The 22747-nt window shown below is 61.3% G+C and carries 25 protein-coding genes; 12 read left to right on the top strand and 13 right to left on the bottom strand.

Translation table 11 applies throughout. The annotated features are described in order from the left end of the window. Positions 1 to 94 precede the first annotated feature (94 nt). A complete protein-coding gene (locus tag ACXAH0_RS09355; protein ID WP_475190568.1) occupies positions 95 to 331 on the top strand; it encodes a putative signal transducing protein in 237 nt (78 codons plus the stop codon). Between the two features lies 1 nt (position 332). Then, positions 333 to 1133, top strand: a complete 801-nt coding sequence (locus ACXAH0_RS09350) for a tRNA1(Val) (adenine(37)-N6)-methyltransferase (protein WP_475190566.1) — start codon at positions 333 to 335, stop codon at positions 1131 to 1133. Between the two features lie 13 nt (positions 1134 to 1146). Here ACXAH0_RS09350 and ACXAH0_RS09345 read toward each other — a convergent pair whose 3' ends face one another. Both ACXAH0_RS09345 and ACXAH0_RS09340 read right to left on the bottom strand, forming a co-directional pair. Then, a complete protein-coding gene (locus ACXAH0_RS09345; RefSeq protein WP_475174536.1) occupies positions 1147 to 1419 on the bottom strand; it encodes an usg protein in 273 nt (90 codons plus the stop codon). Positions 1420 to 1579: 160 nt separating this feature from the next. Next, entirely contained in the window at positions 1580 to 1927 is a 348-nt protein-coding gene (locus ACXAH0_RS09340) for a c-type cytochrome (protein WP_475174533.1), read from the bottom strand. Positions 1928 to 2106: 179 nt separating this feature from the next. Here ACXAH0_RS09340 and ACXAH0_RS09335 point away from each other — a divergent pair, with 179 nt between their 5' ends. The 3 genes from ACXAH0_RS09335 (at position 2107) to ACXAH0_RS09325 (ending at position 4863) form a co-directional block, all read left to right on the top strand. After that, positions 2107 to 3051, top strand: coding sequence for an AAA family ATPase (locus tag ACXAH0_RS09335; protein WP_475190563.1), 945 nt, complete (start codon positions 2107 to 2109; stop codon positions 3049 to 3051). 4 nt (positions 3052 to 3055) lie between these two features. Beyond that, entirely contained in the window at positions 3056 to 4246 is a 1191-nt protein-coding gene (locus tag ACXAH0_RS09330; RefSeq protein WP_475190558.1) for a vWA domain-containing protein, read from the top strand. A gap of 284 nt (positions 4247 to 4530) precedes the next feature. Beyond that, positions 4531 to 4863, top strand: a complete 333-nt coding sequence (locus tag ACXAH0_RS09325; protein WP_475190555.1) for a pyrophosphohydrolase domain-containing protein — start codon at positions 4531 to 4533, stop codon at positions 4861 to 4863. 78 nt (positions 4864 to 4941) lie between these two features. On the opposite strand, the gene ACXAH0_RS09320 is transcribed toward ACXAH0_RS09325, so the two are convergent. From ACXAH0_RS09320 to ACXAH0_RS09310, 3 genes are all read right to left on the bottom strand, one after another. Then, a complete protein-coding gene (locus tag ACXAH0_RS09320) occupies positions 4942 to 5559 on the bottom strand; it encodes a protein-methionine-sulfoxide reductase heme-binding subunit MsrQ (protein ID WP_475190553.1) in 618 nt (205 codons plus the stop codon). A gap of 299 nt (positions 5560 to 5858) precedes the next feature. Continuing rightward, positions 5859 to 6392 carry a L,D-transpeptidase gene (locus tag ACXAH0_RS09315; RefSeq protein ID WP_475174521.1) on the bottom strand — a complete coding sequence of 178 codons (534 nt, stop codon included), beginning with the start codon at positions 6390 to 6392 and terminating at the stop codon, positions 5859 to 5861. 123 nt (positions 6393 to 6515) lie between these two features. Continuing rightward, positions 6516 to 7634: a branched-chain amino acid ABC transporter substrate-binding protein gene (locus ACXAH0_RS09310; RefSeq protein WP_475190550.1), complete on the bottom strand. Its 1119-nt coding sequence runs from the start codon at positions 7632 to 7634 to the stop codon at positions 6516 to 6518. Between the two features lie 164 nt (positions 7635 to 7798). On the opposite strand from ACXAH0_RS09310, the gene ACXAH0_RS09305 reads away from it, so the two are divergent. Together ACXAH0_RS09305 and ACXAH0_RS09300 are read left to right on the top strand one after the other, a co-directional pair. Next, positions 7799 to 8317 carry a flavin reductase gene (locus tag ACXAH0_RS09305; RefSeq protein ID WP_475174519.1) on the top strand — a complete coding sequence of 173 codons (519 nt, stop codon included), beginning with the start codon at positions 7799 to 7801 and terminating at the stop codon, positions 8315 to 8317. Positions 8318 to 8385: 68 nt separating this feature from the next. Further along, on the top strand, positions 8386 to 9390 hold the full coding sequence (locus tag ACXAH0_RS09300) for a P1 family peptidase (protein WP_475174516.1): 1005 nt from the start codon (positions 8386 to 8388) through the stop codon (positions 9388 to 9390). Between the two features lie 98 nt (positions 9391 to 9488). Here the strand turns inward: ACXAH0_RS09300 and ACXAH0_RS09295 are convergent, their stop codons facing one another. After that, positions 9489 to 10070, bottom strand: a complete 582-nt coding sequence (locus tag ACXAH0_RS09295) for an NAD(P)H-dependent oxidoreductase (RefSeq protein ID WP_475174515.1) — start codon at positions 10068 to 10070, stop codon at positions 9489 to 9491. A gap of 117 nt (positions 10071 to 10187) precedes the next feature. Here ACXAH0_RS09295 and ACXAH0_RS09290 point away from each other — a divergent pair, with 117 nt between their 5' ends. Further along, positions 10188 to 10814, top strand: a complete 627-nt coding sequence (locus ACXAH0_RS09290) for a TetR/AcrR family transcriptional regulator (RefSeq protein ID WP_475174513.1) — start codon at positions 10188 to 10190, stop codon at positions 10812 to 10814. Positions 10815 to 10947: 133 nt separating this feature from the next. Here the strand turns inward: ACXAH0_RS09290 and ACXAH0_RS09285 are convergent, their stop codons facing one another. Next, positions 10948 to 11433 carry a YcgN family cysteine cluster protein gene (locus ACXAH0_RS09285; protein WP_475190547.1) on the bottom strand — a complete coding sequence of 162 codons (486 nt, stop codon included), beginning with the start codon at positions 11431 to 11433 and terminating at the stop codon, positions 10948 to 10950. Between the two features lie 509 nt (positions 11434 to 11942). Here ACXAH0_RS09285 and ACXAH0_RS09280 point away from each other — a divergent pair. Genes ACXAH0_RS09280 through ACXAH0_RS09270 form a run of 3 tightly spaced genes read left to right on the top strand, consistent with a single transcriptional unit; the run spans position 11943 to position 15333 of the window. Then, the gene (locus ACXAH0_RS09280; RefSeq protein WP_475174608.1) at positions 11943 to 14090 is read left to right on the top strand and encodes a transglycosylase domain-containing protein; all 2148 of its coding nucleotides are present in this window, start codon (positions 11943 to 11945) and stop codon (positions 14088 to 14090) included. After that, positions 14087 to 14776: a DUF1214 domain-containing protein gene (locus ACXAH0_RS09275; RefSeq protein ID WP_475190545.1), complete on the top strand. Its 690-nt coding sequence runs from the start codon at positions 14087 to 14089 to the stop codon at positions 14774 to 14776. Before ACXAH0_RS09280 ends, ACXAH0_RS09275 begins: the two co-directional genes overlap by 4 nt. Continuing rightward, positions 14773 to 15333: a DUF1254 domain-containing protein gene (locus tag ACXAH0_RS09270; protein WP_475190542.1), complete on the top strand. Its 561-nt coding sequence runs from the start codon at positions 14773 to 14775 to the stop codon at positions 15331 to 15333. Before ACXAH0_RS09275 ends, ACXAH0_RS09270 begins: the two co-directional genes overlap by 4 nt. A gap of 96 nt (positions 15334 to 15429) precedes the next feature. Here the strand turns inward: ACXAH0_RS09270 and ACXAH0_RS09265 are convergent, their stop codons facing one another. The 3 genes from ACXAH0_RS09265 to ACXAH0_RS09255 form a co-directional block, all read right to left on the bottom strand. Next, positions 15430 to 17004, bottom strand: coding sequence for a tetratricopeptide repeat-containing sulfotransferase family protein (locus tag ACXAH0_RS09265; protein ID WP_475190540.1), 1575 nt, complete (start codon positions 17002 to 17004; stop codon positions 15430 to 15432). A 115-nt stretch (positions 17005 to 17119) separates the two neighbouring features. Then, the gene (locus ACXAH0_RS09260; RefSeq protein ID WP_475190538.1) at positions 17120 to 17992 is read right to left on the bottom strand and encodes a hypothetical protein; all 873 of its coding nucleotides are present in this window, start codon (positions 17990 to 17992) and stop codon (positions 17120 to 17122) included. 77 nt (positions 17993 to 18069) lie between these two features. Beyond that, on the bottom strand, positions 18070 to 18279 hold the full coding sequence (locus ACXAH0_RS09255) for a hypothetical protein (RefSeq protein ID WP_475174501.1): 210 nt from the start codon (positions 18277 to 18279) through the stop codon (positions 18070 to 18072). 280 nt (positions 18280 to 18559) lie between these two features. Here ACXAH0_RS09255 and ACXAH0_RS09250 point away from each other — a divergent pair, with 280 nt between their 5' ends. Further along, positions 18560 to 19639 (top strand): DUF2336 domain-containing protein, encoded by a 1080-nt coding sequence (locus ACXAH0_RS09250; RefSeq protein WP_475190533.1) that lies wholly within the window; start codon positions 18560 to 18562, stop codon positions 19637 to 19639. A gap of 106 nt (positions 19640 to 19745) precedes the next feature. Here the strand turns inward: ACXAH0_RS09250 and ACXAH0_RS09245 are convergent, their stop codons facing one another. From ACXAH0_RS09245 to ACXAH0_RS09235, 3 genes are read right to left on the bottom strand one after another with little or no spacing between them, the layout of a single operon-like run. Continuing rightward, entirely contained in the window at positions 19746 to 20126 is a 381-nt protein-coding gene (locus ACXAH0_RS09245; RefSeq protein ID WP_475190531.1) for a DUF1491 family protein, read from the bottom strand. A 53-nt stretch (positions 20127 to 20179) separates the two neighbouring features. Further along, positions 20180 to 20944 (bottom strand): peptidoglycan-binding domain-containing protein, encoded by a 765-nt coding sequence (locus ACXAH0_RS09240; RefSeq protein WP_475174497.1) that lies wholly within the window; start codon positions 20942 to 20944, stop codon positions 20180 to 20182. 8 nt (positions 20945 to 20952) lie between these two features. Continuing rightward, the gene (locus tag ACXAH0_RS09235; RefSeq protein WP_475190526.1) at positions 20953 to 22641 is read right to left on the bottom strand and encodes an ATP-binding protein; all 1689 of its coding nucleotides are present in this window, start codon (positions 22639 to 22641) and stop codon (positions 20953 to 20955) included. Positions 22642 to 22747 lie beyond the last annotated feature (106 nt).

Raw genomic sequence — 22747 nt, 5'->3', positions numbered from 1 at the left:
TGAATTGCGCCAAACAGCGTGATTTGCTGTACACCTGAACTGCAACCGCCCCTGGAACGTCCTTAGGACCTTTGCTGCTAAGCCCGGAAAAGATATGGAAGAACTCGTCAGAACTAACGATCCCGTCCTCATTTCCTTCCTGGAGTCGATTCTGGAAGACGCCGGGATCAAGCATTTTGTCGCAGATGGCAATATGAGCATTCTGGAAGGGTCCCTTGCCATGATCCCCCGGCGCATTCTGGTTGATGCGGACCAGCTTCACAAAGCCCGCTCCCTGGTGACGGAAGCCGGTCTCGCCCATGAATTACGCCCTTTGAAAGACCTGTTCTGATATGAGCGGCCCACTGGATATATCCTCCGGCGAGGTCACACGCGACGCCTTTCTTGGCGGCAAGGTACATGTCTACCAGCCCCAAAAAGGCCGCCACAGGGCCGGTCTGGATGCGGTTTATCTTGCCGCGGCCCTGCCCGACGGCACAAAAGGGCATGTGGTCGATCTTGGGGCTGGCGTCGGAACGGCAGGCTTCTGCGCCGCAGCCCGCCTGCCCGGTATCAGCGTTACTCTTGTGGAGATTGACGAAACCGTCTTGTCCCTCGCCCAGGCTGGCCTGGAAGATCCGGGCAATACGTCCTTCGCGGGGCGGGTCGTCTCCTTGAAGGCCGATGTCACCGCCAAGGGCAGCCTGCGCCATGCGGCCGGGCTGAGGCCGTCGCTGGCCGATCATGCGATCATGAACCCGCCCTACTATGAGGCGGACCGGTTCCGCGCGTCCCCCAAATCCGCGAAGGCCGACGCGCATATGCTTGATGAGCGGGGTCTGGAGCCCTGGGCCAGAACCGCCACCGATATTGTCAAGGAAGGGGGAAGCCTGACCGTGATTTTCCGGGCGGATGGCCTGCAGGACCTGCTCAGCGCTCTTACGGGCCGGTTCGGCGCCATTGACGTCATTCCGCTGCGCCCTCGCCCCGAGGCCCCAGCGACACGGGTTCTGGTTCGCGCCATCCGCGCCAGCAAGGCGCCCTTGCAGCTCCTGCCCGGCTTTGTGCTGCATGAAGGCGCCGGATCGGACTTCACTGCCCAGTCCAAAGGCGTGATGCGGGACGGCCTCGGCCTTGGCCTCGGCCAGCGCTGACCCGTTCAGCCCGTCAGTGCACCAGAATTTCCCCATCCGCATAGCGGAAATCAACCGGTTCGATCAGATTTTGATGGGCAATGCGCACCGAATGGATCCGTCCTTCAATCTCCCGCTCCCAGAAAGAGAGAAACCGGGTGAGTTCCGGAAATTTCGGCGCCAGATCTTCTGTTTGCCAAAGGAAACTTTGCAGAAGTTTGGGATGGTCGGGCAGCCGGTAGAGAATTTCGGCCGTCAGCAATCCATAACCGAGCAGCCGCTTTTCGAAGTCTGAGATGGTCGTCATTCCGATCCTTTCTTCGTTGCAAAGAAAGAGTGTCACGGAATTCCGGTTAACCAAACCCGACTATTGAGCAAATTCTGTTCAAAAACAAAACTTTAGCAGCACTATACTAAGCCTGCTAACAAGACCCGTTTCAGGGACGGCCCCCATGCCAGTGGGGAAGTCAGCGGGATTGAATGGAGGTGAGATACCCTAAAAACACGTCAATGTCTTCTGGTTCAAAGGCAAATTCCGGCATCGTGTCATGGGCGGTCACGATCCCCTCTGCCAGAGGCTCTTCCAGACTTTCCAACGGATAGCGTTTGGACAGATCCCGGAAGGCGGGTGCGCCGGCATTTGGGCTGCTGCCGCTGGCGCCGACCGCGTGGCAGGCCGCACAATGGATTTCGGCCAGTTCCAACCCGGAGGCTAGACTTAGCGGATCGGATGGATACGCGCCGTCAGAAGCCAGCGACGTGCCGCAAGCCATCACCAGAACCAACGCCGCCAAAATGCTGGGGCCTGTTGCCACGGGCCTCTCCTTCCCTTGAATCACGCAGCGTTTTATAGATGGTTCCGGTCCCCCTGCCCATTAGGAGGATCACGCAGTGTGCAGCACTGCAGTGTACCGCAAGATGGGGCGCAACAGGACTGTCCTTGCCTGCGCAGCACCTGTATGGTCCTTCAAAAGCAGACCCTACCGGAGGTTTCATGAGCCCGTCCCCCCTTCCCGCGTCCATTGACGATACGCTTCAACTGATGGATCAGGCGGGCTATGTCGCAGATAGGTCCCTGGCCACGGTCCTGCATCTTGCCCTCAAGATGCGCCGCCCCCTGTTTTTGGAAGGCGAAGCCGGGGTCGGCAAGACGGAAATCGCCAAGGTGCTGTCGGGCACGCTCGGCCGGGACCTGATCCGGCTGCAATGTTATGAGGGCCTCGACATTGCCGCCGCCGTTTATGAATGGAACTATCAGGCCCAGATGATCGAGATCCGCGTGTCGGAAGCCTCCGGAGACACCAGTCACCAGAACCTGTCCAGATCGATCTTTGACGAGCGTTTCCTGATCAAGCGGCCGGTGCTTCAGGCGCTGGAGCCGTCTCCTGCCGGACCGCCGGTGTTCCTGATCGATGAACTGGACCGGGCTGATGAAGCCTTTGAAGCCTTCCTTCTGGAAGTGCTGGCGGACAATCAGGTCACGATCCCGGAGCTTGGAACGATCAAGGCTGCAGAACCGCCCATCGTAATCATCACCACAAACCGGACCCGGGAAATCCATGACGCCCTGAAACGCCGGTGCCTCTATCACTGGGTCGATTATCCGGATGCGGAGCAGGAGCTGGAAATCGTCCGCCGCAAGGTGCCCGGTGCCGCCGAGCGCCTGGCCGAAGAGGTCGTTGCCTTCGTCCAGAGACTGCGCGCCGAAGAAGATCTCTTCAAGCAGCCCGGTGTCGCTGAAACCCTCGACTGGGCCACCGCCCTGTCGGAGCTGAACGAACTGGCCCTCGACCCGGATATGGCTTCCGACACGCTCGGGGTTCTTTTGAAATACCAGGACGATATAGAGCGGGTACGCGGCTCGAAAGTGCACCAGATGGTCGAGGAGCTCCGCAAGGAGGGCGCCCGCTCTGTCCAGCAGCCGATGCCGGCGGTCTGAGCGCATGCGCTCCCGCATTATCGACAATATTGTCTATTTCGCCCGCACCCTGCGCAAGGCGGGGGTTCCCGTTGGCCCGGCGTCGGTCGTGGATGCGGTGCAGGCGGTGGAAGTCTCCGGCATTACCAGCCGCGACGACCTTTACTGGACCCTGCATGCGGTCTTTGTGCGCAAACGCGAGCAGAAGGTTCTGTTTGACGAGGCCTTCCGCATCTACTGGCAAAGCCGGGGCTTGATCGAAAAGATGCTCGCCATCCTGTCGCCGGTTGCCCCGCCGCGCGGCGCCCCGGAAAAGCCCAAGGCCGGCCAGACCCGCGTGTCGCAAGCCTTCGAAGCGGCCAAGGAGCGGACCGCGGAAGAAACTGTGCCGGAGATCGAAGTGGATGCCAAATTCACCGTGTCTGGCAAGGAACTATTGCAAACCAAGGATTTCGCCCAGATGACGGCGGACGAAGTCGCGGCCGCCAAACGGGCCTTGCGGGCAATGGCCCTGCCCCAGGACAAGATCCGCCTCAGGCGCTTGAAAGCAGCGCCACGCGGGCGGGTTGATCCGCGCCGGACCTTGCGCGCGTCCCTCCGGGCGGGCGGTGGGATCATTGACCTGAAATTCCGCAAACCAATGGAAAAGCGCCCGCCGCTGGTGGCCTTGTGCGACATTTCCGGGTCCATGAGCCAGTATTCACGCCTGTTGCTGCATTTTCTGCATGGGGTGACCGCCGACCGGCGGGACGTGCACACTTTCCTGTTCGGCACACGGCTCACCAATGTCAGCCGGCAGTTGCGCATGAAAGATCCGGACGAGGCGCTGGCGGCCTGCTCCGACGGGGTGGCGGACTGGTCCGGCGGCACCCGGATCGCCTCGGCCTTGCGGGACTTCAACCTGCACTGGTCGCGCCGGGTCCTGTCCGGCAAACCCACCGTGCTCCTGATCACCGACGGCCTGGAACGGGACACCGATGAGGATCTTGCGCGGGAAATGGACCGGCTTCACCGGTCCTGCCGCCATCTGATCTGGCTCAACCCGCTGCTGCGCTTCGGTGGTTTCGAAGCCAAGGCCAAGGGCATCCGCGCCATGCTGCCTCATGTGGACGACTTCCGTGCAGCCCATTCCCTCGACGCGGTCTCCGATCTTGCCGATGCGCTGGCTGGAACGCGGCAGCAAACAGCGCCCAAAGCGCCCAAAGATTGGCTTTAGAGCATCGTGCGATAAGTTTGCACCATTTGACCGGATCTGCTTTGTTTGCTGAGGAGGCGGATCGCGCGCCTTGGTGTTTCCCACCACAAGTGCGATCCAACGATGTCAGCGGGCAAAGCAGACCGGCCCCTCGGGTGATGGAAAGCAGCCCATCGGCAGCGTTGCGTCGCTTGCCCGATACACCGCATCGCGCTGCGCGAAGCGCCTTCCCGGATGATCTGCTTTCCAGCATCAAATGGTACAAACTTATCGCACGATGCTCTAGACAGGCAGGAGAGACTAACTTGAACGGAAAAACGCTTTCGGATTTTCAGGACATTGTCCAAACGGTCTCAAACACTTACGCACAGAAGTTCGGGATTGAGCGGGACGCTGCCTGGTATCTTGAAAAACTGACGGAAGAACTCGGCGAACTGGCTGCTGCCGATCTCAAATGCCGGGGCAGAGCAAGATCTGACGGAAAAACGGCATCGGACCTCAAGGCCGAGCTGGCAAACGAAACCGCCGATCTGTTCGCCCATCTTTTGCTGTTTTGCGATGACCGGGGCATCGACCTCGATCAGGCCATTGCCAAGAAATGGATGCGCTACCTTCCAGCTCCAGCCCAGCCAGCTTGAAAGCAACAGGTTTGTGGATTGGCGTTTGCAACCGCATTGGGCTTTTCCATGCCCATGGTCAAGCTGCCCCATGGGAACTTACGCGGCAGCAGCAGAACCTGACAAAAACGTTCTGTAGATCCGGTAAGCTTCCAAAAGGGCCAGCGGCACAAAATGCACAAGGGCCGCACCAAAGTGGTTGTGCACGAAAATCCAGTGCAGCAGCGTCGCAATGGCCGCCAGATAGACCAGTTGCTGCAGCTTCTTCCAGCGGCGGCCCAGCACACGGACGGAAAAGTCGTTGGATGTAAGCGCAAGCGGCAGAAAGATGAAAAAGGCCAGCCAGCCGGTCCAGATACCGAACAACAGCGCCTCCGTCAGCATGGCGGACAAGGACCCGCTGTCGATCACATAGAGAACGGTGTGCAGCGCCGCATATCCAAAGGCCGCCACGCCGAAATACCGCCGGCGGCGCAGCATCCAGAGCCAGAAACTGCTTTTGGGAAAGAGCAACCGGACCGGAGAAATGATCATGCAGATGATCATGAATCTGGCTGCGAACTCGCCGGTTGGATGCAGGAGGAATTCGCTCGCCGGACGCCCGTCTTCCGAAATTGCGCCGGATGTCAAAGCCAGAACCATGGGAATGGATGACAGGGCCAGCAACAGCCAGATGAAGGCCTTCGACGACCTACCCCTTTTCAAACTCTCTATCATGCCGCGCCCCTGTTTTCCTCGCCCGCTGCCGCGCCCTGCGGTCAGTGGAAATCATACCCGCAGCCTGTCGCAGATCTGTGCCAGGACCCGGCCGGTTTTGTCGCAAGATGTATCTGAAGAGCAGCCGTCCATCGAAAGACCTAAGGAAAACCCCGCCGGTCCGGTGTTGGGGCACATGAGACCGGCGGGATCTTTGAAGCGGGCCGCACCGGGCCCGGGACAGACAATAGTTTCAACTTTTCGAAACTAAATGCGGCAAGCTGTCTCAGCGGCGATCCGAGACGCTGAGCCTTGCCCGTTTAGGGCAGAGCCACAACCTGCGTGCGCACGCCAACCCGCTGAAAGAGATCCTTGATGTCCCGGTTCGCCATGCGGATGCAGCCATAAGACACCGCCCGCCCGATGGAGCCGGGCCGGTTGGTGCCGTGAATAGCGTAATTGCCGTTGGAGAGCGTCATGGCAGCCGCACCCATGGGATTGTTGGGGGCGCCACCCGCAATCCTCTTCGGCAAATGCGGAAAGTCCCGGCGCACCTCCTCAGACGGAGACCAGTCCGGCGCGACATATTTGGCCGTGATCCGCGCTGTCCCGGTCCAGGCCTTGCGCGGCTTGCCAACGGCAACCCGGTAGCGGATCGCCCGCTGCCCACGCAGCACCAAATAAAGCCGCTTTTCAGAATTTCGGATCACGATCGTGCCCGGCCGGAAGCGGTGATCTGAAAAGCCGACCAACTCGGCCGCCTGCGCAGCAGATGGCAGGCCGGGCACACCCCCAAAGGCCAGCCAGCCCAGAACAGAACTGAAAAGACAAAACCAGCAGGAGAAACGACGCATAACAGGTCCCCTTTTGCAGAGAACCCTACTCGAACGGGACCAGGGACAGAACCAGGCACCCCGCTTTTCTTAAGCAAGGGTTAACGCATCTCCGTTGCGGCTAATCCAGGAGTACGGGAAACATCAGTCCAGCAAGCGCGGTGTTCCGTCCTGCCACTCGTAGACTGCATAGTCCGGCAGGTTGCTGTCTCCCTTTTCGTCAAACGTCACGGGCCCCAGAATCGTCTCCAGCGGGCCGCTGCGCAAGGCTTTTGAGACCGCTTCCAGCCCGGTCTCTCCGGCCATGCCGGCCGCCCGTGCCCACGCTTGAATGGCTGCATAAGTGGTCAGGGCATAGCGGTCTGCCGGGCGGCCCTCGGCCTCCAGCGCAGACACCAGTTCCGCCGCACCGTCCTGCTCCCGCGGATCAACCGGATAGGTCATCAAGGCCCCATCTGCCACCGGTCCGGCGAGGTCTGGAAAATCATTGCTCATCATGGCATCCCCGGACATGAGCACCATGTTCAAGCCCTGCCGGTTCATCTCCCGCATGAGCGTGCCGGTTTCAGCGGCATAGCCGCCAACAAACACCACGTCCACAGCCTCCAGCGCGAGCTGGGAAACGATATAGCGGTAATCCTTTTCACCCGTGTCAAATCCGAGCGCCAGGCTTTCAGACACGCCCAAACCGTTGAGCACGGCCTTGACCTGATCGGCGAGACCTTTGCCATAGGCAGTCTTATCGTTCAGGATTGCAATACGGGACGTGCCGAACCGCTTGGCCAGAAAAGCCCCGGCCACTGCGGCCTGGCGGTCATCCCGGGGTGCCAGACGGAAAACACCCGCACCCGGGCGTGCATCCGTGAAGGTGGGCAAGGTGGTCACCGGAGACATCTGCACGATCCCGGCCTGAGCATAGACCTCACTGGCCGGAATAGACGCCCTGAAACAGGCATGACCGGCTACAAAGACAACCCCTTTGCCAACAAGCTGGTTGGCCACTGTCACCGCCTTGTCTTCATCACAGGCATCGTCCGCGAAGTCCAGAACAAGACGCTCGCCATTGACGCCGCCGGCCCGGTTTAAATCCGCCACCGCCTGCGCGGCGCCGGCGCGCATCTGCAGGCCGATTTCTTTGAACTGACCGGTCATCGGCCCGGCAACCGCAATCCGGATGTCAGCCTGTGCCGCCCCGGACAACAGGCAGCCCGCACACAGAAGAACAAAGGTTGCAACTTGGGCTGCAACTAGGCGAAAAATCATCCGGCGCTCCTTGCCAACCAGTCTGTTCCTGAAGGAACAACTTAGGGACGGCGGCATCATTGTGACCGCTATCCCCTTTGCAGAACTCCTAGCAGCGACTAGGTTACGGCTGCAAGTCAAAGACATGGCCGATTCCGGCTGAACCGGCTGATGGAGCTGACCTTATGTCTACGCCGACCTCCAACACCACCCGGCTGCCACTCGACACGGCCAGCTTCCGCGAGGCCATGAGCCGGATTGCTGCGGCTGTCCATGTGGTGACCACAGACGGCCCGGGCGGTCGCTTCGGCGCCACGGTTTCTGCAGCGTGCTCGGTGAGCGACGACCCCGCCAGCATTCTGATCTGCCTCAACCGGCAGACCCGCATGCATGATGCGGTGCTTCAAAACCGGTGTTACTGCCTCAACACGCTCGGCCACGATCACGAAGACATTTCCAACAGTTTTGCCGGGCGGGACACACTGGACATGGCCGCGCGCTTTGCCAAAACCAGCTGGACACAACTTGCCACCGGCTGCCCGGCGCTGGACAGCGCCCGGCTCAGTGTCGATTGCGACGTGTTTTCGGTCACGGAAATGGGCACCCATTCCATCATTGTGGGCACAGTTGTGGACCTGCGCATGACCGAGCCCGGCCAGTCCCTGCTCTATGTGCGCCGGGGCTATAAAAGCCTCGACAGCTGAGCCGCTTCGGCCCACACTGAAGCGGGTTCACGTTTTTCTTTCCCTTTCCCGTTCCGGAACACCATGACATGACAGGCCCCCGCAACCTCATCACCGATGTCCCCGGCCTGAAACTCGGCAATGCCACGGACACGGATCTGAAATCGGGCGCAACCGTGCTGGTCCCGGACGAACCTGCGGTTGCCTCTGTGGCCATTCATGGCGGTGCACCCGGAACACGGGAAATCGCCCTCCTGGAACCAGAACAGACTGTTGAGAAGATCGACGCCATCGTTCTGGCGGGGGGATCCGCTTTCGGGCTGGATGCAGGCGCCGGGGTCCAGGGGCGCCTTGCCGAACTCGGCTACGGCTTTCAGGTCGGCCCGGTGCGCGTGCCCATCGTGCCCACGGCCATCCTGTTCGACCTGCTCAATGGCGGCGACAAGAGCTGGGGCCAGGCGGCACCCTACCGGGATCTTGGCCGGTCGGCCCTTGATGCGATTTCCAGCACGTTTGAGCTGGGCTCAGTCGGTGCTGGAACCGGGGCGACCACCGCCAATCTGAAAGGCGGCCTTGGGTCCGCCTCCCTGGTGCTTGGCAACGGGGTGACAGTCGGCGCAGTTGTGGCGGTCAATGCGCTTGGCCGGGCCACAATCGGCGACAGCGCCCATTTCTGGGCTGCTCCGTTTGAACAGAACGCGGAATTCGGTGGCCTTGGAACGGCCCATCCCTTCCCCGGCGATGCGGTGGATGTGCGTACCAAACTGGACGCCCTGAAAGCAGGCGCCAACACAACGATTGCTACGGTGGCGACCGATGCGGTTCTGACAAAAGGCGAGGCCAAGCGTCTCGCCGTCATGGCCCATGACGGGCTGGCCCGAGCCCTGTGGCCCGCTCACACCCCGCTGGACGGGGATCTTGTCTTTGCCCTGTCGACCGGCCGGCGCAAACTGGAAAGCGGATTGGAGGATATGGTTCAGATCGGCGCCGCCGCCGCTTCCTGCCTGGCCCGGGCCATTGCCCGGGGAATCTACCATGCCAGCCCGGCTCCGGGCGATCCGGTGCCCACCTGGCAGCAGAAATTCGGCCGGTAAAAATTCCTGAAACAATAATTCTGAAATGCAAATACGCCAGGCAGCCGCCCCCATCCGGGAGGCCTCGGAAGCGGTCTTTAGCAAAAGCTGTCTGAAGATCAGGGGGCGTTCCGGCCGAGACGGGCTGCGCGAGCCAGCATTCGGGTGCGGGCTTGCTCACTGGAATTGTGGATCGGCGCGAACAGGTCAAACCCCCTGGGCTTTAGGCCGCAAAAGGCAAGGATCTGCTTTTCCGTCTGTTTGCGGGTGCCTGACCCGTAGATCCAGCGGAAGATCCAGCCCGGCGTATCGGCGGTGACCAGAACCTGCGCCGTCCGGCCCTTCAACAGTTTTTCCGGGATCATTTTGCCCGGCACATATTGATAGGCCTTGCCAGCCAGAAACACCCGGTCGAACAGGCCCTTGAGCTTGGCCGGATGCCCGCCCCACCATAGTGGGTGGACCAGCACGAAATGCTGACACCAGACAATGTCTTCCCAGATTTCCTGCAGATCCGGCTCAAGAGCCGGAGCGTCATGCAGATCGGACGTTCCAAAATCCGGATTGAACGTCATTTCGAACAGATGCCGAACCCGGACCTCATGGCCGCAACCGGCCGCTTCCCGAGCAAATTCGCCTGCCAGCGCCCCGCAGAAACTGCCCTGCGCGGGGTGTCCGTCAAGAACCAAAATGCGTGTCATGTGCACACTCGCTTGTTTAAAAAAGGAAGATCAGATAAAAATTGACCTCGGTCATCTTTTGACACCAGAACACCCTAAGGTCAATATTTTTTTGACCGCGGTCATTTTTGAGGACGCATGACACGCAAACCCCAGGCCCGCAGGATCGCAACACGGGCCAAAGTGCTGCAGGCCGCAAAGGACTTGAGCGCAAGACATGGTCTTGATCAGGTCACGGCGGACGCCGTTGCAGCCGAAGCTGGCGTTGCCAAAGGTACCGTCTTTTCCCATTTCGGCGATATGGACGGTCTGTTGTCCCACATCCTGCTCGACCGGCTGGACGCGCTGAGAACACCTCCCCCGGACCATGACGTCTTCCCGGCAGCTGCCGCTGAGACCACCGACCCCGTCGGTCTGCTGATTGCCCGGATGATGCAACTAATTGAAGTGATCACGGAAAGCCCAGCGATCATGCGCCTGTTTCTTGACAATATTGGGGTCACCAAACCCAATTGCGCAGAAGAATTTGTGGAAACGCTGGATGCCCTGGATGCGGAACTGGCGGCTTTTCTGGAGCTTTGGCAGCGCTCCGGCGCAGCCTCGCCGGCCTTGCGGCAGGACCGCAGCCCAGCGGAAATGATGGATGGGCTGATTGCCTTCATGATCCATGGCGCGATCTTGCGCAAAAGCCTTCAGGTGACCGACATGGGCGCGCTGGAACAAAGGCTCCGCCGCCATGTGGAGGCTTTGCTGCTAGCGCCCTGACTCTGGCCCAATGACGCTTGCACAATGACGCTTGCACAGTGAAGCCGGCCCTGCAAGGTGACCCTGCAAGGTGGGCGGACGCACATGGTGCGGCCCCTTTAGACCCTGCTGTAGCGCCCCGTGCAGACCACAACTACCCCTCGTCCGGCAGCTCCCCCGGCCAGCTCACAACATGCTGTTCATAGTCTTCCAGCTGCAGGCCATCTTCCGGCACCGTTCGGCCAGAGACCGAGATACCGGCCTGATGCACAGTGTGCGGATCGCCCGACACCAGCGGATGCCACCAGTAAAGATCCTCGCCCTCGCGCACCAGCCGGTAGGCGCAGGTCGGCGGCAGCCAAGTCAGGGTTCTGACCTCGTCCGGGGTCAGCTGAATGCAGTCCGGCACGGTCGCGGCACGGTTCTCATAGTCCTTGCAGCGGCAGCTGTCCCCATCCAGAAGCGTGCAGGCCACCTGGGTCCAGACAATCTCGCCCGTGTCCCAGTCTTCCAGCTTGTTCAAGCAGCAGCGCGCACAGCCATCGCAAAGGGACTCCCATTCTGCGGAAGTCATATCGTCCAGGCTCTTGGTCTTCCAGAACGGAAGCGGCGCTGGGTCTGTGTCAGAAGCGGGGTCCATGCACATGCCTGAGAATTGCCAATGTCAGCCGGAAGCGGCACGCAGCGCCTAACATGCTCCGGGACCGGCGGCAATATCACACCATGAAGAGACGTTTCGCCCCTCTCCTCACGCAGCGGCTAAAATGACTTTCAAATCCCCTTTGCGCAGCAGCGCAAGAGCTGTTTTCATACAAGGTGAAAGACGCTACCCTTATCAGTGGATCTGTTTGAGATTCCGGTGACGCTTTGACGGCAATCTGTCATGTCTGTTAACCGTCGGATGTCTTTTCCAATAGCCATTTGCAGCTGTTTGAAATACGTCTGACGGCAGTTTGCCAGGGCCGCACCGGCCCCTCATCCGACCGAGACACCAGCGCCGCCGGAGACCCTGTTCGCGTGACAGAAGAGCCGCACAAAACTGAAGCCGCCGGAAAGGCGCCAGAGACAGAGCAGCAGACGGCCGCAGAGGACACCTCGCCACAAGCTGGCGCGGGCAAACGCCACCGCGTCCGCCGGTTCTTCCTGGCCATGGATGCCTTTGTCGACACGGCCCTATGGACCAGCGGCTCCGCCCTCCGGCGTCTGTTTGAAGGCTATGACTCGTTCTTGCGCCGTTTCAAGGCCAAGGGCATCTGGCGCGGCCTGTCGGAACTGTCGTCCGATGCCCTCACCTTCGGCCTGGCAGGCTTCATTGTTGTGCTGGCCTTTGCCCAGCCCGCCTTTGAAGCCACCCGCTATGCGGACTGGAAAACAACAGACGACTTTGCGGTCACATTTCTGGACAGGTTCGGCAAGGAAATCGGCCGCAGGGGCATTGTGCTCAATGACAGCGTGCCGCTGGAAGAAATTCCCGATTCGTTGATCAAGGCGACACTGGCCACGGAAGACCGGCGCTTTTTCAGCCATTTCGGCATTGACGGGGTCGGCACGTTCCGCGCAATGGTGGAGAACGCACGGGCAGGCGGTGTGGTCCAGGGTGGCTCGACCCTGACCCAGCAACTTGCCAAGAACCTGTTCCTCAGCAATGAGCGCAGCCTCAGCCGCAAGATCAAGGAGGCCTATCTGGCCCTGTGGCTGGAGGCCAATCTCACCAAACAGGAAATCTTGAAGCTCTATCTGGACCGGGCCTATATGGGCGGCGGAGTCTTTGGGGTGACGGCGGCCTCCAAGTTTTATTTCAACAAGAATGTGCGCGAGCTCACCCTTGCCGAAAGCGCCATGCTGGCCGGGCTTTACAAGGCCCCGACCAAATATGCACCCCATATCAATCTGCCGGCAGCGCGGGCGCGGGCCAATGAAGTGCTCACCAATATGGTGCAGGCAGGCTTCCTGACCGAAGGCCAGGTGATCGGCGCCCGCCGCAATCCGGCCCTTGCCGTTGACCGGTCCCAGGACCAGCTGCCCGAATATTTCCTCGACTGGGCGCTTGACGAGGTCAAGAAACTGGCCCGCCGCACCCCTGCCATGGCCCATGACCGGATCGTGACCGTGCGCACCACGCTGGACCCCGCTCTGCAGCGGCAGGCGGATCTGGCCGTCGAGACAATCCTGCGCGACAATGGCAAACTGCGCGATGCCAGCGAGGCGGCCCTGATTTCCATGATCCCGGACGGGGCGGTCGTGGCTATGGTGGGCGGACGCTCCTACGGGGAAAGTCAGTTCAACCGGGCGGTCAATGCCCTGCGCCAGCCCGGCTCCTCCTTCAAGCCCTTTGTCTACATGACCGCCTTCCTGAACGGCTACACCCCGGCCAGCATCGTGCCAGACCGGCCGGTCTGGATCGGCAACTGGTCCCCGAAGAACTACAACCGCAGCTATCGCGGCCCGGTGACGCTGAAAACCGCCCTGACCAAATCGATCAACACGATCCCGGTTCGCCTGTCGCTGGATTTCGGCCGGGAAAAAATCATCGAGACCGCCTATGCGATGGGACTCACCCATGAACTGGAAAATTCCATCTCCCTGCCGATCGGCTCGTCGGAAGTGACCGCCATCGATATGGCCTCCGCCTATTCCACCTTTGCCAATGGAGGCATGTCGGCCCCTGCCTATGGCATCCTGGAAGTTCGCAACAGCGACGGCAAGATTCTCTACCGGCATGAGCGCGACGAGACCGCCACTCCCAAACGGGTTCTGCCGGAAGAACAGGTGGAAATGATGAATGACATTCTGGTGAATGTGGTGGAGGCTGGCACCGCCCGGCGGGCCCGCCTGGACGGGGTCGTGGCCGCCGGCAAAACCGGCACCACCAACGCCTACCGCGATGCCTGGTTTGTCGGCTACACAGGCAATTTCTCAACAGCGGTCTGGGTCGGCAATGACGACTTTTCCTCCACACGGCGCGTGACCGGCGGCAGCCTGCCCGCTATGACCTGGCAGCTTTACATGAACTACGCCCATAAAGGCATCGAACTGGCCCCCATGCCCGGCGTTCCCGCCGAAAGCCTGCCGCGCCTTGCGAAACCGGCCGCCGCGCAGGTGGCGGCAAAAACCACCATCTTTTCGCAGCCCCGGGTGCTGAAACGGCGCACCCAGAAAATCCTGTTGCAGATCGGCCAGGACCTGCGCCGCCTGAGCGAACAGAAGAAGGCTGCCAACGACCCCGGCCCGGCGCGCGCCGTCACGGACACGGCGTCCCTGCGGGCGGCCTCACCCGAACCCATGGCGGCCCAATGAGCGGAACGACCATGCAGCAGGACCCGCGCCAATATGGCGAAGCGGATTGGCACATTCAGGACCTGCCCAATGCCATCCGCCCCTACCGCCCCCATCCGGCGCGCACGCTCCTCATTCTGGCGCTGATCGTGGCTGCGGCTGGCGTACTCGGTATCGGTTCCGCCTATCTCCTGATCGAGCGGGAACAGCCCCTTGATGCGATCACCATAGGCTCCTGGCGCGCCTATCCAAGGGCAGGCACCGCCGAGGCCGATCCCTATTCCGTGGCCATCTATACCCGCGGCGCAGTGATCCCGCTGGCCTCCGGTGAGGGCCTGGCCCTTGAAGCCCGGCAGGACAATCAGGGCTATCTGCTCGACCCGACCTGCATCTACACAATCTCGGGCCAGACCCCGGCGGCAAGGCTGTGGACCTTGACCGCGACGGACGGCAATGGCCATCTGGCCGCCACCTTGCCCGGACGGGTATATCTGGACAGCCAGCACCTGTTGCGCAATCCGGACGGCTCGTTTGAGATCAACGCGGCCGCAGCGCCCCATTCGGGCAACTGGCTGCCGCTGGAAGCCAATGCCAGCGCAAGTGATGGCCTGCGCTTCGTGCTCAGGCTCTATGATGCACCGGTCACCACCGGTGAGGCGCTGGACGGCATTTCCCTGCCCAAGATTGAAAGGCAGGGCTGCCCGTGACCCTTTCCCCCCGTTTTTCCCTGACCGTCGGCCTTCTGGCGACCCTGTGCCTGGCCGCGATTTTCCATATTCTGGTGGTGCTCAGCATCCCTTTGAATGTGCGCCATAGCGCCTATGACAATGTGGCCAGCTATGGCCCGGACCGGCAGTTCAACCTCCTGCCCGATGTGAACCCCGGACAAGAGCCGCTGCCCGGGCTGGATCCGGCCATGAAACACGCTACCTGCCGCTTTCAGCTTACCGACGGCCCGGTGCTCTTTGATGCCGGAGTACCGACCTCCTTCTGGTCCATCGGGCTTTTCAATGCAGCCGGAGAAGCGGTCTACAGCCTCAACAACCGCACGGCCGGGGCCGATCACCTGTCCATGCTGGTGCTGACACCGCAGCAGCTCTCGATCCTGCGGGAGAACCCGCCGGACAATCTGGAAGATCTGATTGTGATCGAAACGGAAGAGCTCAGCGGCTTTGCCCTGCTGCGCGCCTATGTGCCCGCACCCGTCAAGGCTGATAGCATCGACGCAGCCCTCCAGGCCGCCACCTGCGGCACGATCGGTTAGCAGACAAACCCGTCACGGCCTGACCTCAGTGCGTTCACGCCTCAAGCAGCGCCGGACAAAGCCGCACAGACTGCAAAGCTATTTCGGAGAGCGCTTTCACCCCGCCTTGGGCGCGTAAGGCCCAAGGGCCTCGAACAGCTCCCGGTAATGGGCTTCCTTGCCCCGCCAGCGCTCCAGGGAGGAGCGGAAGATCGGGCGGCGGACCTGGGTGTTGGAAAAGGTCGTGACCGGGCTGTCGCTCTTGTAGAACTCAAGGCAGCCGTCTTCCCAGTCAAGGCCCGCATGTTCCAGCAAGGCCGCGCTTTCCCCGCGCTGGTTGTCCACCAGCGCCTCATAGGACAGCGGATGGATGGTGACCGGCGCGACCTGCTGCCAGTGGTCCATCAGCCCATGATAGCTGCGGAAATAGCGGCCGACGCTTTCCTGGGTCTGAGCATAGTTATGGGCCGGGGACAGGGGATGGGACAGCAGCGAAATACAGATATCGGCCGCAGACCGCTCGCAGTGAATGAAGGCGGCCTTCGGGAACAGCAGGCTCATCAGCCAGATCATTTCATAATTATGGGGCATCTTGTCGGTCACCCGGTCCGCCCGCCGGTTGACCCCGTCCACAAGACCAAGATATTTGCGCGCGATCCGCTTGAACTCCTTCGGTTCCATGTCCTTCAGCCGGGTTTCCAGCTCGGGGCCCGGCCTGGCCTTCAAGCCCAGCTCTTCCTGAAGATGGCGGAAAAACTGGACTTCGCCGCCACTAGCTGCGCGCGAATGGCAGCTGACGATCTGTTCCACCAGGGTCGTGCCGGACCGGGGCAGGCCGAAAATGAACACCGGCTTTTCCGAGGGGTCGCCGATTTCCATCCGGCCTGCGAAATAGGCCGTGTCGAACACCTCTTTCATGAAGGCGATGCGCTCTTCATATGCGGCCAGATCAAAGGCCGGATAATGGAGCGTGCGCGCCTTTTGATAGTGGTCCAGCCCCCGTTCGGTCTCGCCGATATCCAGGCAGATCTTGCCCGCCGCCCAATGGAGATTGGCCTGATCCGGGCCCGGACGCGGCACACCATCGCCGATCAGCGCTTCAATCTGGTCCAGCTCAACGGGTTTGTCCTGGAAAGAGCGCGCGAGGCTGAGGCATTGGTAGGCGGTCGGCAGTTCCTTTTTGCAGGCAATCGCCTTTTCAAACCAGCCGATGGCCTCCTCGATCTTGCCGACACTCACCTCAAGCTGGCCCATTCCGACAAGGGCATAGCCGTTTTCCGGCTCCAGCTTCAGCGCCCGCTCATAGCTTTGGCGCGCCAGGACCGCCTGACGCCGTGCCCGGTAGACATCCCCGAGCTGTGCCTGAAATTCGGCCTGCTGCGGCGCCAGGGACACCGCCTTTTTCAGCGCGCCCTGCGCCCCTTCCAGATCACCCGCATTCAACAGGGCAAGGCCCAGCAACTGATGCACCTGCGGGTGTTTGGCCGCCTTGCGGGCGGCCAGTTGCAGCCGTTCGATAGCAAGGCCGATCCGCCCCTCCTGATAGGCGGCGATCCCAAGGGAGAAATTTGCCTGCGGGTTACGCGGGTCGAGCCGCAGCACTTCCTCAAACATGTTCAGGGCCACAGGAAGACGCCCGGCATGCTGGTGGCTGAGGGCTTCCTGAACAAGCTGCGACACGCGGGGGGACATGAACTCTCCTGACATCACTTTCCGGCAGCGGCCGGTTGCTGTCCCTTGCAATAATGCTGCGCCTTGAAAAGTGCAAACCAAATGGTCCCGTCAGGAGGGACAGGAGGGAGGAGCCTTATTTTTGAACGGGCTTGCGCTCCGTGCCCCAGCCGGTATAGATCCGAGATCTGCGCACCGGCTTTTGTGCGCCCGTTCGGCTGGCGGTTTCGCAGCGTGCCTCGGCCAGCCGCACCTGCCCTTCCAGCTCCCGGATGGCATTGTTGACCTTCCAGACCCGGTTCTTGCTCGGGGTCTCGATCTCAAGCCCCTTCAGTGCCCGCTGATAGGCCACAATGCGGTAGCGCAGCGCCTGGCTGACCCATTTCACCATGACCCGGTTTTCCCAGACCCGTGCCTTGGCGCCATCATAGGTCTCCTCGGTGGTCACTTTCCGGTTGCGCAGCACCCGCAGCCGTTCATCGTCAGCCTTTTGCACCCGCATAGCGACCTCGCAAAAGGGCATGACCAGTTCCGCATCACCGGTCGCATCCGCCGCGATCTTGTCGTAGCGGGCATCGGAGGAGCTGAATTTGTCCGAGCGCAGATAGATCAGGTACAGATCGGGCGGCACCCGCCCTTCCGTTTCCGGCAACACCCGGGTGCGCGACAACTCCACCATCGTGCCGCCGATCCAGTCCTTGGTCCAGGGTGGGCGGATCAGCGTCCAGCCCCGGTCACGCAGCAGCTTTTCGTCATTCGTATAGTTGAACTTGGACACGGGATCGCCGCGCAGGCGGGCCGCTTCAGTGCCGGCGGCCGGCATCAGATCGTCATGGACCACGGACGGTGCTGCACGGCCAAAATCACCGGTGGGCCGTACACAGGCGCCAAGCATGAGGCAGGCAGCCAGGACAGCGGCAGCCGTGACAACAGCAGACGAGTGGGCACAAGGCCGCTTCTGTCCACATTTGCCCGGCCCGCCAAGAACCGCTGTGACGCCTATGCCCATCGGGCGTATCTCCAAACCGCAATCATCAAACGCCCGGACAAGGATGATGCCCGGTGCGGCTGGAAAGGCGTGGACCGTCAGTCCTTGTCAGACCCAGCAGGTCCAGCTGCCTGTCCGATGGTCGCGATTCGCGCGGCAAGATCAAGATCGTGATGCTCATAGCGGATGCCTGGAAAGAGGATAACTTCCCCAAATGTTTCCTGGCCCGCCGTCTGGCGGTGTCTGGCCTCCTGGCCCACACGCGCAGTGGGCCGTTGAGCGGACGCAAAATCCAACAAAGTGCCCATCGTCTACCTCCTTCGGTTCCAGTTCCCTTTTCCAGCGTATTACCGGGAGGGAACGGTCAAACGGGCGACGCATTACTTCCTGCAGGTTCATTGGAAGCTGTCAGGGTTAACAGCATGCTAACGCTTTTCCTGCAATTTGAAGGAAACAACTTTCGACGGTCGATCTGTCTTTCGTATTTTTTAGTCGGGTGACATGCGAAACAACCAGCGAACACAAGCAGCCGTGCCGCCTTCTTCAGCTCCTTCCGGCTCCCGCCCCGTTTCCTCTTCAGCGCAGCCCGTGTTGCTGCCTGCAGCGGAAATCTTTGTCGGGCGTGCGAACCATACCCCTGAAGAAACACGGGTTTTTCTGGAGCTTGCGCGCAATCTGCTGCCGCTGACCCCGGTAGAGCACCGCCGCCGCATCGCCCATCTGATCGCCGGGCACCCAGCTCTTCCGGACGATCTGAACGAACAGCTTGCCCGGGATGAAGACCCGCTGACCGCAGCGCAAGCGCTTTGTAACAGCCCCAGGCTTTCTGTGGATCTCCTTCTGTCGGTTGCCGAAGCGGGACCGGAAGTCTGCCGTCTGGCCGTCGCCCGCCGCCCGTCTTTGCGCGAATCGGTCCTGTCCGCCCTGTGTGATCACGCCGAAGCCAATGTGATCCAGCGCCTTATGGACCGGGACGACGTGAAACTAACCAAAACCCATCAGGCCAAGCTCAGCCGGCGCAGCGACATCATTGCTGCCCTCGGCCTCGAGCTGGCCGGTCAGGATGCCCTCCATCCTGAAGGTCTGATGGGCCAGTTCCTGCATCTGCCGGCCCCCTTGAGAAAACAGGCCATAGCCGCCGCCGAATTGACCAGCCTGGTGAAACAGGCCCAGACCCAAGGTGGACCCATGTCGCAGAGAACCGAACCCAACCGTCTCCGCATTCAAGACGCTCTTGTCGCCGATGCCCTGACCCAGGACAGACCCCGTTTTGCCGAACGCCTTGCCCAGGGCCTCGGGCTGTCACGGGCAACCTGCAACATTTTGATGCGCAGTGATCAGGGCGAAGGGCTCATTATTGCCCTCAAAGCCCTTGGCATGCCGGAGTGCAAAACCTCCACGATCCTGATCAGGCTGCTCGGAGAAGACAAACCGCTTATGGATATACGGGGCCTGCTGCGCATGCACCGCACGCTCAGCAACGGCGCTGCCGAAGCGCTCGTGAGCCAGTGGATGCTGCATGATCAGGCGCCGCAGACGGCCCAGCCGCGCCACTCGTCCCAGTATCAGGAGGCTAAAGGGCGCAAAGGGACGGCCCAGCCATCCTTTGCCGAGCGGGGCAAGGAGCTGCGCCAGACCAGGCGGCGCAGCGGATCGGCCGAAGGCTGACCACCGGAGCGCCAGCCCAAGCCTTAAAGCATATCGCGGTTCACTGAATTTGCCTTTTGCGTCCTATGCTCATGGATCTCGGGCGCGCCCAAGCCGCAAAAGGACCCTAGAAGCGGAACAGCCCGGCCGCCGGATCGTCGTCCGGCTGGTCCTCGTGTGCCAGCGGCAGGTCGATCCGGCCGTCCCGGGCCTCGACCTCCACAAGCCAGAAGTCCGGATCCATGCGGGCTTCACGGGACAATCGGTCCTGAACCGCTTCGGCTACGGCCTCTTCCAGCACCTTTTCAAAGAGGCGTCCCTCAGGCTGTTCGGTAAACATGGCTTGCGGTGCCGGGCCATAAAGGTCAAGGGTGCCGTCCATCCGGTCAACACTCACAAATACAGCTCCAGCTTCTTCCGCCCCCCGCCTGGAGACTGCCGCAAAACCGCCTTCGCCGAAAATCCGGCGCACCAGCGCGCTGACGAAAAACTCCGATGTAACCCGCATAAGGCTCCCACCCTACCGATCTGGCCATTCCGATCTGGCCCCTCCGGCCTGGCTCACCCGGACAGGGACTGTCCGCTGAGCGCCTCAAGCCGCCGGATGGTCTTGGGGCCAAGATGACCGGTCAGGGGCAGGCCCCGGTCAAGCTCAAACCGCTTGATGGCAGCCGTCGTGTTGGCGCCCATCACCCCGTCTGCCTTCAAGGGGCCATAACCCAGTTCGGCGAGGGCCTTTTGAACGCGCATCAACTGCGGATCGGCATCAACACCGTCCGCAGCCCCCATCTCCTTCGCCGGTCTGGCGCGGACCGGCGGCCCCAGAACCGCAGCGCCCGGTTTGATCCGTGGTACGGGAACGGCAGATCCTGCCGGTTTGTCCCCTTCCATCAGAACCAGAGCCAGCAGCGCTTCATCCGCCTTGCCGGTCTCCGGCCGCCCGGCCTTGCGTTCAAAGGCCCGGATGGCCCGTTCGGTGGCCGGGCCATTCAGCCCGTCAAGCGGTCCTTCATAGAGCCCGATGCGGCGCAGTGAAATCTGCACATCAAGAACAAGTGTCGAAATCTCCTGGACCTTCAGAGCGCCCCGCCGGCCATTGGGTTCAGGCACCTGCACGGCCTCCGGGCGGTCCCGCGTGCTGAAAAACGGAGCAGGGTGCCGGCCCGGCTGCAGGCCGATGGCATTTGCAACGATCAGACAGGCCGTAAGCACCATGACAACGCTGCCCCCGGCTGCTGCCGGATTATCGAGCGCTGCATGGCCGGCCCGTGCCATCAGGCTGTCCGCCGGCTTGGGATGCTGGGATTTTTGTGACTTCCTTGCCATGCCGCTGCCTATGCCGGGACCGCCAGACGGCCGGGATCAAAGACCGGCATCGAACCGGCCTCACCACGCGCCCCGTTCTGGCTGGCGGGCACAAGAACAAGGACACTTTCGCCCCGGCCAAGGGCGGATTGGATCTTGAGAGTTGCCCCCGTCTTTACCAGAAGAGCCCCCGCCTGATCCAGTACAGATCGCGACCCTTCCGCATGCCAATGCAAACTGGAAGACCGGTTGACCGGGTCAAAATGCACCGCAATCTCCTCGCCTGCCACAGCCGCTTCGACAAAGACCTGCCCCCCTGCCCCAACGGTTTCCACCAGTTCGGACAAGATCAGGTGCAGGGACTGGCGAAAGGCCTTTTTTTCGGCAAAGGCATCTGGCAAATCATCAGCTGCAGAGACATCAAGCCCGACGGCTTGCCGGTCTGCGAGCGGGCGAATCAGATTGCTGCTGTGGTCCAGGCAGGTGCGCACATTCACCGGGCCACAAGCAGCCGAGGTGGCGAGCGGCGCTTCCGGCACCAGATCCAGAATCGCATTGAGAGAGTCAGCGCTGCTCTTCCCGGCGGTGCGGATCCGCTGAACCGACCTGTGAAGGCTGCCATTGGAGAGGGTTTCCTCCTGATCTTCCACCATGGAAGCCAAGTCTACGATCTCGGCAAGCTGATCCCGCGCAGCTGTTCCGGCCTCTTCAATCATGGTCCAGCGGGTGTCTGTTCCGCGCCGGGTTCTGTCCTCAACAGCCGGTAGACTGGCTTCTCCGATATCCTTAGCCGCCGGACGCAGAGACAAAAGAAGCGTGCGCTCACGGCTCTCCTCCTCTCCGTCTGCGGAATTTGCGGGGCGCAAGGTCAATGAGAAGACCGCGTACTCGGCCTTGCCCAAATCGCCCGGGCGTCCTGATCCGGTGCGCAAGCGCACGTCGAACGTTTGTACGTCGCCATGCATCCGCACATCCGCCAGATTGGTCAGATAAAGGGGACGGTCAGCTACATGCAGACGGTGAAACAGCCAGTCCCGCTCACTCTCGCTCGGCTTGACACCGACCATTTCTTTCACCGGCCCGCCAAGAACCGAGATCCGGCCATCGGGCGAGACGGAGCAAAGCGTTTCGGACAGATTGCTGCAGATCGTCTGCCGGCGCACCTCTGCGGCCGACACAAGATGGCGGGCAAGCCCACGATCCATCGATATGCGCACAACCAGCATTCCAGCATAAAAGAGCGCTGCCGAAGAGGCGACAATGCGCGCCTCCAGCGGCAAGTTGACAACGCTTGCCACCTGCCCGGCCAGAAGGCACACCCCGGCAAACAACGCCAGACAAAAGCCGCTGATGGCAAGGGTTACCTTCCGCTCGGTCGCGAAAGCGGATTCAACAATCGGGATAACCAGCCAGAGCAGCGCAAATGAGCTTTCGCCGCCGCTCATCACGCAGATGGCCGATACAAAACAGGCAAACAACCCGGAGGACAGGCCAATTGCCTTGTTCAAGGCCCCTGTGCGCGACAGGAAATGAGCAATCGGCCACTGGCTCAGCATCCAGGTCATGACCAGCAAGGTGGCCGCGTGGGGCGCACCTGCAAACGCCAGATGAAGCGGCAGGATAAAGAGAGCGGCCGTACCACTGACAAAACAACTGATCAGGAAAGACCGGTGCAAAGGCGCAAGAAAAATATCGGCCGCTGCCTCAGGGTGAATCATCCCGTCGACACGCACCGCCAAAAGACTTCCAAAATCTTTCAATTTTTTCAGAAGGTTACGCACTATACACTTCCACACGAAACTCGCGGATTCTTCCGCTAGGAAC

It is taken from the genome of Roseibium sp. AWQ4_290 (genome assembly GCF_056160985.1).
Note: the sequence above shows the minus strand (reverse complement) of the source record. Positions and strands in the feature narration are given on the sequence as shown.